The sequence below is a fragment of the Pseudobutyrivibrio sp. ACV-2 genome, assembly GCF_900107545.1.
In the GTDB taxonomy this organism is placed as follows: domain Bacteria; phylum Bacillota; class Clostridia; order Lachnospirales; family Lachnospiraceae; genus Pseudobutyrivibrio.
Genome location: NZ_FNQZ01000010.1, coordinates 72154 through 85442 on the forward strand (window position 1 = coordinate 72154; position 13289 = coordinate 85442).

The window sequence follows — 13289 nt, forward strand, 5'->3', positions numbered from 1 at the left end:
ATGTTAGGGATGGAAAAGCAATATGTGTCGTGGCTAGCCCTTAGGCTGTGGCTCGCGTAGTTGAGATGGCTAGCCCTTAGGCTGTGGCTCGCCAGTTACGGTCACAAGCCCTAGGTCTCTACGCTCAGCTTAGAATGCTTCGCTTAAGAGACCTAGGGCTTGTTACCTACTGGCTATCTAGACTTTTGTCTAGAGGCGCAGCATTGTTATTTATTGGCTGTATAGACAAACGTCTAGAACGCGAACTTGTAATATGGTTGATTACCCTACGCATTTTATAGGTGCCAGATATCCTCGTTGTATTGAGCTATTGTACGGTCGCTTGAGAAGAAGCCTGCGTTGGCGATGTTTTTGATCATTTTGCGGCCCCACTCTGTGCGGTCTTCGAATGCCTTGTATGCCTTTTCCTTTGTCTCGCAGTAATCCTTGAAGTCTGGGAATGTCATGAACCAGTCCTTATTTAAGAGCTCGTTGTAGAGACGCTCAAGGTTCTCTCGCTGGCCTACTTCCATGAGCTTGTCAGATACGATGAAGTCTACGCATTTCTTGAGGTTTGCGTCCTTCTCGTAGTAGTCGCGTGAGCAGTAGCTTGCGTCTGCATAGCGCTTGATTACTGTGTCTGAATCCTCACCGAAGATGAAGATGTTGTCATCGCCTACGAAATCGTGCATCTCTACGTTTGCACCGTCCATAGTACCGATGGCTACGGCACCGTTGAGCATGAACTTCATGTTTGAAGTACCAGATGCTTCCTTAGAAGCAAGTGAAATCTGCTCGTGAATATCGCAAGCTGGAATAAGCTTCTCAGCAAGTGTTACGTTGTAGTTTTCAACCATAACTACATTGAGATATGGGCTAACCTCTGGATCCTTTGCAATGATTTCCTGGAGGCAGAGGATAAGGTGGATGATATCTTTTGCGATCACGTAAGCTGGAGCTGCCTTCGCACCAAAGATAACTGTGATTGGGCGAGCTGGCTTCTTGCCTTCCTTAATCTCGAAGTACTTGTTGATTACATAAAGTGCGTTCATCTGCTGACGCTTGTACTCGTGAAGTCTCTTAATCTGGATATCGTAAACGCTGTTGTCATCGATTTCGATACCCTGTGTCTTTGCAAGGTATTTCTTGAGAACAGTCTTACGTGTATTCTTAACATCAAGGAACTTCTGAACTACAGCATCATCGTTCATGAACTGCTCAAGCTTCTTTAGCTCTGTAGCGTCCTTCTTGAAGCCTGGTCCGATGAGCTCTTCGATAAGCTTTGAAAGCTCTGGGTTGCAATATAATAACCAACGACGGAATGTAATACCGTTTGTCTTGTTGTTGAATTTCTCTGGGTAGAGCTCATAGAACTTGTGAAGCTCTGTCTCCTTTAAAATCTCTGTGTGAAGAGCTGCAACACCATTGATTGAAATACCATAGTGAATATCCATGTGTGCCATGTGAACAAGTCCGTCTCTGATGATAGCAACATCTGGATCTGCAACCTTTCTTGCTACGCGGTTGTGAAGCTCGCGGATAATAGGCATAAGCTGTGGGACAGCCTTCATCATGAAGTGGATTGGCCACTTCTCAAGGGCCTCAGCGAGGATTGTGTGGTTAGTGTAAGCTGTGCACTTAGAAACCACATCAATTGCCTCGTCCATTGTAAGACCACGAATCTGAAGGAGTCGAACTAACTCAGGAATAACCATTGAAGGGTGTGTATCATTAATCTGGATTACTGCATAATCAGCAAGGTCATAAAGGTTTGAGCCCTTTTCTACAGCCTCATCTAAAATGAGCTGTGCAGCGTTTGAAACCATGAAATACTGCTGATATACGCGAAGTAATCTTCCGTTGTCATCTGAATCATCCGGATAAAGGAAGAGAGTAAGGTTTTTTGTAAATGCAGCCTTATCGAAGCTAATGCCCTCGCCGATGATGCTCTCATCTACTGTGTCTACATCAAAAAGATGTAGCTTTGTTGTTACTGAATCATAGCCTGTAACATCAATATCATACATGCGGGATGTAACATTGAAACCACCAAAATCTACCTGGTAAGTTCTCTCTGTCTTTGTCATCCAGCTGTGATGTCTCATCCATGGGTTTGGTTCTTCAGTCTGAAGATTGTTTTTAAATACCTGTTTGAAAAGACCCATATGATATGCAAGACCAACACCATCACCATTAAGACCAAGTGTTGCGATTGAATCAAGGAAGCAAGCTGCAAGTCTACCAAGACCGCCGTTACCTAAAGATGGCTCAACTTCGATTTCCTCGATTTCAGCAAGTGACTTTCCGCAAGCCTCAAGCTCTGCCTTTACTTCATCATAAAGTCCAAGGTTAATAAGGTTATTTGATAAAAGCTTTCCGATAAGGAACTCTGCACTGATGTAGTAAAGCTTCTTCTTACCACCGGCAATTTCCTTATTCTTTGCCTGATCCTTTACATACTCTAAGAGACCAATGTAGATTTCTTCATTTGTACACTGATCCATGTGACGACCAAATCTTACCTTGATATACTCGTTTGCTGTCATTTTATCCTCCTCATAAAAAGTGCTGATATGTTTTTTCTTTTGGGATTGCTTGAAAATTTCTGAACACATCAGCAATTAACTATCAACTCTGATGACAGTATAATCTCGTTTACGTGATTTAGGCTTGCGCAATCGTATTAAAAAGTGATACTATTCTATCATCCTGGAGGTGCATATGTTAAATATTAATGATTATCAGGCCATTCATGAGAGGACCAGCCACTTCGATTACAACATTCCTTACAACACATACCCATGTACTATTCCACTAGACTTCGAGTCGGTGCCACTACACTGGCATGAGGATGTGGAGTTTATTTACATAAAAAAAGGCCGTGGAATCCTTGTTATTGAAGGTGTTGAATATAATGTTTCAGCTGGAGATATTGCTTTTTTAATTCCTGGAAATATTCACGGAATTTTTCAATATGAAGATGACTCTATGGAATACGAAAATATTCTTTTCGATGAGAAAATGTTTTCTTCTTCCCTTGATGAATTTTATGATAGTTTTCTATTACCATTTTTCCAGAACACTGTAGATGTACCTCACGTCTTTAGTCAGGGTGTACCAGGATACGAAAGTATTAAGCGATATTTAGATGCCAATGATAATATATCATCCCACCGGGAAGGTGCCTGGGGACTGGCCATCAAGGGTAATCTGTATCTACTTTTATTTAATCTGGTTACTTTATATGAAGAGAAAATAGATGCTTCCAGCAAAAAGAATATAGATAAGCTCAAACCTGTCATCAAACACGTAGAATTACATTATAGCGAGCCTACCACTGTAGCTGATATGGCAGATATAGCCGGTTTCTCTGAGTCACACTTTATGCGATTTTTCAAGGAGACCTTCGGTGTAAGCTTTATCACCTATCTAAACGACTATAGACTTTCCATGGCAGCACGCCTGTTACTGTCTACGGAAGAGAATATTTTAGATATTTCTCAGGAAGTTGGGTTTGATAATCTGTCACATTTCAACAGACAGTTCAAGAAAAAATATAATAAGACGCCAAAAGAATATCGATTGAATCAGTGATTAAAAAATGCTGCCAGTTTTAAAGTGCTGGCAGCATTTCGTATTTACGTTATTTATTTAGTAGTGAAGAATAATCATAGTTCATGTAGAATTCTTTTTCTACGCTGATGTATTCTTCGTAATTATCTTTAGTTAATCTATCTGTGCCTGAGTAAAGCCAGCCGAGGATTTGAGAGTTAACCCAATCACCATGGTGACACTCGTCACTGTAGTTATCTAAGTTTGTGGTAAGATTAAACTCATTGTTGAAGGAATACAGATGAATGTTGTCGCATTCAAGCATCAATGAGATGGCGTATTCCTCTGCAGCTATCCAGCGTTCCACTGTGCCCAGCTCCATCTGAGAGCCCCACCAGGCTATAGAGTATGGTGTCAGGTAATAGTAGAACTGCACATCCGGATTGGCCTTGGCCAAAGATACCACGTTTTGTATGATGTTGTCATGTACCATCTCTTTTACTTCATCTACAAATGGCTGAATCTCTTCAGGCGAATTGTATTCTGCTCTATCCCCTAGCACGATATCTGAACCAAACTGTGCCTCTTCCATCCAGTTTGCATAATCATCAAAGCTTGTTATTCCAGTGGCAGCATCACCACTTCTGGCTTCATCAAGCATCGGCAAACAAATATCAAATAGTATCTGTTTATTGAAAATGTATTTCACATCGTTGAATGGATTATTATCGTAGAGATAATCGGGATATGAGCCCAGATCATTTCTTACTCTATCCTTATCATCCATCAGATACGCATAATCTAGTGGCCTGATGACAACCTTTAAATCCGGGTTGTATTTAATGGCTTTAGCTATGTTGTCGTTTTGCTCTTTGTAGGTTCCACCTGCAAATGGGACCTTGATAAAGCTTCCACCAAACAACTCCTCGGCCTCGCTGGTCTTGAAGTTTTCCGCCATGGATGTGCCTATAATCATTGAGTCATAGTCGAAGTGACGGATGATTCCATCATTTTGGCTGCGCTCGTTGTCCAGGGTGTAGTATAGGCTGGCCTGAGGCGCGTGGTAGTGGAAGTAGGGGTCTATGTAGATGATTGGGGTGGCAAGGGCACCTAAAATTAATACTATAATTAAGGCTGTTGCTAGCCACCATTTTTTTGTATTCAACATATAGTCTCTCATTTAGAAATTAAAATATAGGAATGTGCTGATTCCTGACAGGGATGCTATGGACCAGGATAAAAGGATTGCGGTCCAGAGCATGTTTTTTATGTTTGGTACGAACTGTCGCATTTTTTCTACTGAGTTTTTACAGCCAAGCACGATGAATAGCGCAAGATAGTAAAATACTCCAACATAGATAAATGGCAGCGAATTAGTCAGTGCCGTGCCGTCCCAGAAATAGTTAAGGCCTGGGATTTTGAAGGCTTCAAGTATGTGGACATCTATCGGTGTGAAATCCACATAGAGAATCTGCTTTATTAATGAAATGGCATCACCTATTGTATTTGCTCTGAAAAATACAACTGACAATGTGAAAAAGCCCTGGGTAATCATCCAACCAAGTGCGGGATGAAGATTGTCAAAGAACTTTTTAAACATTCTGGTGACAATGCAGAATAAACCATTAAGCACCGACCACAGCACAAAGGTCCAGGCTGCTCCATGCCAGAAACCACTAAGTAAAAATACTATAAACAAATTTATATATGTGCGGATATTTCCTTTTCGGCTACCACCCAAAGGAATGTACACATATCTGGTGAAAAATCTGCTAAGGGTCATATGCCAGCGATTCCAGAAATCTGTGATGGTAACAGCTTTATATGGGGAATTGAAATTCACTGGTAAATCAATGTTTAGCATTTTACCAAGTCCAATGGCCATATCGCAGTATCCACTAAAATCAAAATATAGCTGGAAGCAATATCCCACTGCTATAAGGATTGCATTTGTAGCTTGAAGTGTTGCCACATTTTCATAGCCCCAGTTTACCGCTATGCCGAATACATCCGCCAAGAGAACCTTTTTTCCCATACCTATGGCAAACATATAAAGGCCCTTTGCCATGTTATCCCAGTTAAACTTCTTTTTGGATTTATCCAGAAGCTGTGGTATCAGCTCATCATGGGTCACTATAGGACCTGCCACAAGCTGTGGGAAAAATGTGACATAGCATGCGTAAGTCAAAAAATCGTATTCTGGCACTTCGCCTCTAAATGTATCCACTATAAATGAAATCTGCTGGAATGTGAAAAAGCTGATTCCTAGTGGCAGTAAAATGTGAAGCAGCGGCCAATCCATTTTCATTATCGTATTTACGTTTTCAATAAAGAAGTCCATGTACTTGAAATAAAATATTATTCCAAGATTGATGGCTACTCCAAATAGCATGATTGGCTTACACTTTTTTAGCCTGCCAAGAGATGAACCTGCCAGGTTTTGCAGTTCTTCATTTTCTGTGACTGCCTGAAGTATGGTGGCTCTCTGCATGCCTTTCATCCATCGGTAAAACAGAAAATTGATACATACACTGGAAATGATTATCAGCAGATATGATGGATTAAAGTAGCCGTAAAACCACAGGGACATCCCTAGTAAAAAGGCATGTCCCAGTTTGTATTTTCCTGTGTGGTTGAGTGCAAAGTAGCCAAGTATGCACATTGGCATGAATAAAAATATGAATATATATGAATTGAATAACATATTACCCTCATCCGGCCCGGTGGGCCACCTTCCCCCTCAGGGGGAAGGCTATGGCTTTTATTTTAATGCCTGCGCTATATCTGCGATTAGGTCAGAGCTGTCTTCAAGGCCGCAGGATACGCGGATAAGTCCTGCTGGAATTCCGGCTGCTTCTAGCTGCTCATCTGTCATCTGACGGTGGGTTGATGTAGCTGGATTTAAGCAGCAGCTTCTAGCATCTGCAACGTGTGTTTCGATAGCGATAAGCTTGAGCTTTTTCATAAAGCTTTCTGCTGCACTACGTCCGCCTTCAAGCTCGAAGGATACTACGCCGCAGCCTCCCTTTGGAAGATACTTCTGGGCGATTTCATAGTATTTGTCACCTTCAAGTCCTGGGTATGTAACCTTTTTAACCTCTGGCTGTTCTGATAAGAATTTTGCAACAGCAAGTCCGTTTTCAACGTGACGTGGCATACGCACATGAAGTGATTCAAGGCCAAGGTTAAGTATGAATGCATGCTGTGGCGACTGGATGCAACCAAAATCTCTCATAAGCTGTGCTGTACATTTTGTAATGAAAGCACCTTCCTTGCCGAACTTCTCAGCGTATGTAATACCGTGATAGCTGTCATCTGGTGTACAAAGTCCTGGAAATTTATCAGCGTGAGCCATCCAGTCGAATTTACCTGAATCTACGATGCAACCTCCTACTGCTGCGCCGTGACCATCCATGTATTTAGTTGTTGAATGAGTGACAATATCTGCTCCCCACTCGATAGGTCTGCAGTTTACTGGTGTTGGGAATGTGTTGTCTACGATAAGTGGAACACCATGCTCATGTGCAGCCTTTGCAAATTTCTCGATGTCTAAAACTGTAAGTGCTGGATTTGCGATTGTCTCGCCAAATACTGCGCGAGTATTTTCCTGGAATGCTGCGTTAAGCTCTTCCTCTGATGCCATAGGATCGACAAATGTAACATCAACACCCATCTTTTTCATGGTTACAGCGATAAGGTTGAAGGTACCACCATAGATTGATGAGGATGCGACAATGTGGCTGCCGCATTCACAAATATTGAAAAGTGCAAAAAAGTTGGCTGCCTGTCCTGATGATGTAAGCATAGCTGCTGTACCACCCTCAAGAGCAGCAATCTTTGCAGCTACATAGTCATTAGTTGGATTTTGAAGACGTGTGTAGAAATAACCTTCTGCCTCAAGGTCAAAAAGCTTTCCCATGTCCTCGCTTGTATCATATTTAAAAGTAGTAGACTGAACTATTGGAATCTGACGTGGTTCGCCGTTTCCTGGAGTATAGCCAGCCTGTACACATTTTGTTCCAATTCCTTGATTCATCTTTTTACCTCCTGTTAATAAAATAAGGAGCATACAAAAAAGTACGCTCCTTACACTTTATCATATTAAAGTAATAATTTAAACTCTATTTACTAGATTCCAAAGCTGGCAATTACTATACCAACAATGATTACGAGCAATCCAAGCCCCTTCTTTTTGCTGATATGCTCACCCAGGAATATTTTTCCAAGGATTGCTACCCATATGTAACCTGTGGCTTCAAGGATAGGTCCTATAGAAAGCGGTACCATTTTGTAGCCAATTACCGAGCAAAGTGATGCTCCAAAGAAAACAATGTAAGCGCCCATAACCATTGGATTTAAATACTCAGCGATTTTGCTGGCATATTCTTTTTCAGCTGCCTTTTTCAATACAATCTGAGAGCATGAAGCAATGAATGTACCGGTGAGCATGATAAGTGCATATTTAAGCATTTTTCTTGCCCTCCTTTTTCTCTTTTTCTCCTGAGATTACTTCTTCATCTCCGCTAACCACAAGATAAACACCTGCTATAACTACGATAGCTCCGATGATTTTAGGTATGGTTATGCTTTCCTTGAAAATGATAGCCCCCCAAATCAGGCCCCAGATAGTTGTAGCAGCCTTGTTGGCATAGGTAGTAATCAAAGGTAGATGCTTTAATACCTGCTGCCATGCTATCGCATAGAAACCAAGAATGCATACTACTATTCCATAGAATAAAATCCACTTTGGACTTAAAAAATCATACTGAGCAGCAGTTTTTGAGCAAATACTGTTTACAGAAAAAATCAGTATAATAACGTGAAGAATCGCGAACCACTTTATCGTATCTTTTTTCATTATTTACCCCAATTCTCCAACATTTCTCTAACGTAATCTGTAGTCATGATTTTATCTACAGTACCCTGAACATCAAGGCGCTTTGTATTGTGTGATGTGTAAGAGTCTGATGCCATGGTATGAACCTCACCATCTACAAAGAACTTGTCATAGTTAAGGTCACGTCCATCTGGAAGAACTCGGTAGTAATCACCCATATCTACGGCACGAACGCACTCTTCATTAGTCATAAGTGTCTCGTAAAGCTTTTCGCCGTGACGAGTACCGATGATTTTTGTGCCTGTGTCACCAAAGAGCTGCTGAACAGCCTTTGCTAAATCTCCGATTGTAGAAGCATCTGACTTCTGAACAAAAAGGTCACCTGGCTCACCATGTTCGAAAGCAAACATAACAAGAGCAACTGCCTCATCAAGGTTCATAAGGAAACGAGTCATCTCTGGATCTGTGATGGTGATTGGGTTACCTGCCTTAATCTGATCGATGAAAAGTGGAATAACTGAACCACGAGAGCACATAACATTACCGTAACGAGTGGTGCAGATAGTGGTTTTGCCTGCTGCAACACGTGCATTAGCACCGATTACTTTTTCCATCATGGCCTTTGAAATACCCATGGCATTGATAGGGTAAGCTGCCTTGTCTGTTGAAAGACATACTACACGCTGAACGCCAGCTTCTACTGCTGCATGAAGTACATTGTCTGTACCCTCTACATTTGTACGAACTGCTTCCATTGGGAAGAACTCGCATGATGGAACCTGCTTAAGGGCAGCTGCATGGAAGATGAAATCAACACCTGGCATAGCATCCTGAACTGAGCGCATATTGCGAACATCGCCGATGTAAAATTTAACCTTGCCAGCAAGGTCTGGGTGCTCTGCCTGAAGCTGATGACGCATATCATCCTGCTTTTTCTCATCACGTGAGAAAATACGAATTTCCTTTAAATCTGAATCAAGGAAATGCTTAAGTACTGTAGAACCGAATGAACCTGTTCCTCCTGTAATCATCAAAGTCTTGTCTTTAAATAATTCACAATTCATGATTTTTTATTCTCCTTAGTCCGCTGGTTACGCTAACAAGTCTGTGACCTCTACGCTCAGCTTAGAATGCTTCGCTTAAGAGGCCTCAGCCTTGTTAGCTACCAGCTCATCTAATTATTTTTATTATCGACTCGCCAAGTTTTCTCCTGATTGGCTCATCTAATTATTAAAATTTATATATTAATTATTTATTAACTTACGCATTTATTTAAACGTGTACGACGGGTTAGATGTCCTTGCGCCAAACCATCTTGTCTACAACACGTGTGTAAGACTGGATGATTTTAACGACCTTTGTAGATACGTTTTCTTCTATGTAGTCTGGAACTGGAATGCCATAATCTCCATTTTCGTTCATCTCTACCGCGGTATCTACAGCCTGAAGTAGTGAAAGCTCGTCGATTCCTGCAAGAATAAAGCATGCTTTATCAAGTGCTTCCGGACGTTCTGTGGATGTGCGGATGCACACTGCTGGGAATGGACGACCAATGCTTGTGAAAAAGCTTGATTCCTCTGGAAGTGTTCCAGAGTCTGAAACAACTGCAAAGGCATTCATCTGCAAATGATTGTAATCGTGGAAGCCTAGTGGTTCATGCATACGTACCCTTGAGTCAAGCTTGAAGCCTGACGCCTCAAGGCGCTTTCTTGAACGTGGATGACAGCTGTAAAGGATTGGCATATCGTACTTTTCTGCAAGCTTGTTGATAGCTGTGAAAAGAGATGTGAAATTCTTTTCAGTGTCGATGTTTTCCTCACGATGTGCTGAGAGCAAAATGTATTTCTTTGGCTCTAGTCCAAGTTGTGTAAGTACACCGCTGGCTTCGATGGACTCAAGATTTTCGTGAAGAACTTCTGCCATAGGTGAACCTGTAACATAAGTGCGTTCCTTTGGAAGTCCACAATCTGCAAGATAACGGCGCGCATGCTCTGAATATGCAAGATTAACATCTGAAATAATATCGACGATGCGGCGATTGGTCTCTTCTGGAAGACACTCGTCTTTACATCTGTTTCCAGCTTCCATGTGAAATATAGGAATATGAAGTCGCTTTGCGGCGATTGCAGAAAGGCATGAATTAGTGTCTCCTAAAATCAAAAGGGCATTAGGCTGAATCTCAACCATGAGCTCATATGATTTAGCAATAATATTACCTACAGTCTGGCCAAGGTTATCTCCAACTGCGTCCATGTAGACTTCAGGATCATCCAACTGTAGATCTTTGAAAAATACTCCGTTAAGGTTGTAATCGTAATTCTGTCCGGTATGCGCCAGAACACAATCAAAGTATTTGCGGCATTTTTTAATCACGGCCGCCAGGCGAATGATTTCTGGTCGAGTGCCGACTATAATTAAAAGTTTTAATTTTCCGTTGTTTTGGAACATGATTTACCTCTTCTAAATATCTAGTCTCAATCCTACCAATTATATCACAACAAAATGGGAAGTGCACTAATATGCACTTCCCATTACATTCTTTATTTAAATAGTTTGCCAAGCTTTTGGAAAATACCCTTGTCCTTCTTTTTCTTTTCAAAGGAAAGCTTTGAGTATTTTGCCAAAGGATCCGCCTGGGCATCCAGACGCTCACGGAAAATCTGAATCCATACAACGTCCTCGTCCTTACCATGGACATCGTCGAATTTGGACTTACCCTGCTTTAGAACCTGATATCGTTCTCTGATGACTTCAAGCCTTTGATCGATACTCTCCCATTCCGGAATCAATTCCTTGGCCTCGTACCATGCCTCTTTCATGCGCATGCGATAAGCCTGCACGCCATCCTTTTCCACGCCCAGCAACTCACAGAGCTGACAGTCAAAATCTAAATAAGCATCATAAAATCTTTCGTTTGTTCTTCTAGCTTTTGTTGTAGCCATGTTTCGCCTCTTTTAATATAAAACACCTGCAGGAATGTTTATATTATACCATACACCATCGACGTTGACCTTATTAGATTTTAAATCACTGTTTGTAATAGCCTCGATGCCAAGAGCATCCATGAAAAATTCAAAGGTTTCAGCATAGCCCTCGTCAGTAGTTGGGCCAGCAGTCATTGGGCCAACGATGTGATAACAGCTATTGTCTTTTGAAACACCATATGTGATATTTGTCTTCATCCAATTCTCAACGGCTTTAACCTTTTCACCATCTGTCATAGTGTCATTTACGATGGTAGGAAGCACTGTAAGCGCAAATATCTTTGATGCAACGATAGTGCTCTCAGCATTTGCCTGTGACTTTAAAACCTCGTCTGTTATTTTAACGATACGGCCTTCCTCAGCACCAAAAAGCTTGTAGTGATTATAAAGGACAGCCTTGTCATCACCTAATGCAGTCTTTACATCTGCATAACGGGTAGCGTAATCTGCTGCAGGGAAATTGTCCTCTGTGATGTCGTAGTTATAGACCTTTGCCTGAGCAACACCTGTACTACTAACTAATGCAACAGCAGTAACTGTAAGACACAACACTCGTGCAAGTAATTTTTTCATAAGTAATTAACCCTCCTCGCTCATTCAAATGAAACATTTCTGTAACAATTATACCACTAGTTACTCATTTATTCAAATTTGTTCACTGCATCAATAACAGCATTGATTTCATCATCTGTAAGCTCTGGGAACATTGGGATTGTTACTCCATGATCTGCTAAATCCTCTGCCACTGGGAAATCTCCATGCTTGTAGCCAAGACCTGCGAAGCAAGCCTGCTCATGCATTGGAACCGGGAAGTAAACACCTGTAGAAATTCCCTTTTCCTCCATGTATGCTCTGAAGCGGCTTCTATCTGAAACCTTCATTGGGTATACATAGAAAATGTGCTCATTGTATTCTGCTACAACTGGCTTTGTGAAAAGTGGATTTGTAATCTTTTCATTGTAAATAGCTGCAATCTGTCTTCTACGCTCATTCCATGCATCAAGATGTGGTAGCTTTACTGCAAGCATTGCAGCCTGAAGAGCATCAAGTCGTGAGTTGAATCCTACAAGATAGTTATAGTATTTTGGAAGATTACCGTGGAAATCAATTTTGCTTTCGTCAAAATCCTGGCCATTTAATCTGGCATAGGTGTAAGCACCGTTAAGACCTGAGCCGTGAACACGGTATGCCATGCAGCCCTTGTATAAATCCTCATCGCTGGTAACAATGATGCCGGCATCACCTGCTGCACCAAGATTTTTGGTTGGGAAGAAGCTTACGCAAGCCACATCACCAAGTGAGCATGTGCGGCGTCCCTTATATTTTGCTCCTGCTGCCTGTGCGCAGTCTTCGATAACAAGTGCGCCATGGGCATGAGCGATTTTAACTATTTCATCCATATCAGCAGCCTGACCATAGATGTGAACAGGGATGACAGCTTTTGTTTTTTCTGTAAAAGCTGCCTCTAGCTTTGTGGCATCCATAGTGTAGGTCTGTGGATCAATGTCTACAAATACTGGTGTAGCACCTACCTGAGCAATAGCCTCAGCTGTTGAAACAAAGGTCATAGCAGTGGTGATAACTTCGTCGCCTGAGCCGATGCCTGCTGCAAGAAGTGCAATTACAAGGGCGTCTGTACCATTGCCTACGCCTACTGCATATTTTGCTCCGCAGTATTCTGCGAATTGCTTTTCAAAATCGGCTACCTTTGGGCCGAGGATATATCCGCCTGAGTGAAGTACCTCAAGGGCGGCGTTGTCGAGCTCCTCTTGGAGAGAAGCGTATTGTCTCTGGACGTTCATTACTGGAATCATTTCTTTTTCCTCCTAATATATGTAGGTTGTGTGAGTGTGCCATCGGAGTATCACATGCTCCCGGAGGCCACCTCCCATACTCAAGCAAGGGAACCTCCCCAAGGGGTCCCTCCTTACTTGGCA

At 41.9% G+C, this 13289-nt stretch carries 12 protein-coding genes; 1 reads left to right on the forward strand and 11 read right to left on the reverse strand.

Annotated features, from left to right (window positions below):
- Window positions 1–275: 275 nt before the first annotated feature.
- Window positions 276–2525, reverse strand: a complete 2250-nt coding sequence (locus BLV53_RS11520; protein ID WP_090300992.1) for a glycogen/starch/alpha-glucan phosphorylase — start codon at window positions 2523–2525, stop codon at window positions 276–278.
- A gap of 175 nt (window positions 2526–2700) precedes the next feature.
- Here BLV53_RS11520 and BLV53_RS11525 point away from each other — a divergent pair, with 175 nt between their 5' ends.
- Window positions 2701–3573 carry an AraC family transcriptional regulator gene (locus tag BLV53_RS11525; RefSeq protein WP_090300994.1) on the forward strand — a complete coding sequence of 291 codons (873 nt, stop codon included), beginning with the start codon at window positions 2701–2703 and terminating at the stop codon, window positions 3571–3573.
- A gap of 49 nt (window positions 3574–3622) precedes the next feature.
- Here BLV53_RS11525 and BLV53_RS11530 read toward each other — a convergent pair whose 3' ends face one another.
- The 10 genes from BLV53_RS11530 to BLV53_RS11575 all read right to left on the reverse strand — a co-directional run bounded on the left by BLV53_RS11530 (window position 3623) and on the right by BLV53_RS11575 (window position 13166).
- The gene (locus BLV53_RS11530; protein ID WP_090300996.1) at window positions 3623–4699 is read right to left on the reverse strand and encodes a hypothetical protein; all 1077 of its coding nucleotides are present in this window, start codon (window positions 4697–4699) and stop codon (window positions 3623–3625) included.
- Window positions 4700–4711: 12 nt separating this feature from the next.
- The gene (locus BLV53_RS11535; protein ID WP_090300998.1) at window positions 4712–6235 is read right to left on the reverse strand and encodes an MBOAT family O-acyltransferase; all 1524 of its coding nucleotides are present in this window, start codon (window positions 6233–6235) and stop codon (window positions 4712–4714) included.
- A gap of 57 nt (window positions 6236–6292) precedes the next feature.
- Window positions 6293–7567 carry an O-acetylhomoserine aminocarboxypropyltransferase/cysteine synthase family protein gene (locus BLV53_RS11540; protein ID WP_090301000.1) on the reverse strand — a complete coding sequence of 425 codons (1275 nt, stop codon included), beginning with the start codon at window positions 7565–7567 and terminating at the stop codon, window positions 6293–6295.
- Window positions 7568–7659: 92 nt separating this feature from the next.
- A complete protein-coding gene (locus BLV53_RS11545; RefSeq protein WP_090301002.1) occupies window positions 7660–8001 on the reverse strand; it encodes an EamA family transporter in 342 nt (113 codons plus the stop codon).
- Complete coding sequence (locus BLV53_RS11550) at window positions 7994–8389, reverse strand: transporter (RefSeq protein WP_090301004.1); 396 nt, start codon at window positions 8387–8389, stop codon at window positions 7994–7996. The genes BLV53_RS11545 and BLV53_RS11550 overlap by 8 nt, the downstream gene beginning before the upstream one ends.
- A complete protein-coding gene (locus BLV53_RS11555) occupies window positions 8389–9432 on the reverse strand; it encodes a polysaccharide biosynthesis protein (RefSeq protein ID WP_090301006.1) in 1044 nt (347 codons plus the stop codon). The genes BLV53_RS11550 and BLV53_RS11555 overlap by 1 nt, the downstream gene beginning before the upstream one ends.
- A 226-nt stretch (window positions 9433–9658) precedes the next feature.
- A complete protein-coding gene (gene wecB, locus BLV53_RS11560; RefSeq protein ID WP_090301008.1) occupies window positions 9659–10816 on the reverse strand; it encodes a non-hydrolyzing UDP-N-acetylglucosamine 2-epimerase in 1158 nt (385 codons plus the stop codon).
- 92 nt (window positions 10817–10908) lie between these two features.
- On the reverse strand, window positions 10909–11310 hold the full coding sequence (locus BLV53_RS11565; RefSeq protein ID WP_090301010.1) for a DUF6548 family protein: 402 nt from the start codon (window positions 11308–11310) through the stop codon (window positions 10909–10911).
- Window positions 11311–11322: 12 nt separating this feature from the next.
- A complete protein-coding gene (locus tag BLV53_RS11570; protein WP_090301011.1) occupies window positions 11323–11925 on the reverse strand; it encodes a hypothetical protein in 603 nt (200 codons plus the stop codon).
- A gap of 68 nt (window positions 11926–11993) precedes the next feature.
- Complete coding sequence (locus BLV53_RS11575; protein WP_090301014.1) at window positions 11994–13166, reverse strand: DegT/DnrJ/EryC1/StrS family aminotransferase; 1173 nt, start codon at window positions 13164–13166, stop codon at window positions 11994–11996.
- Window positions 13167–13289: the final 123 nt, after the last annotated feature.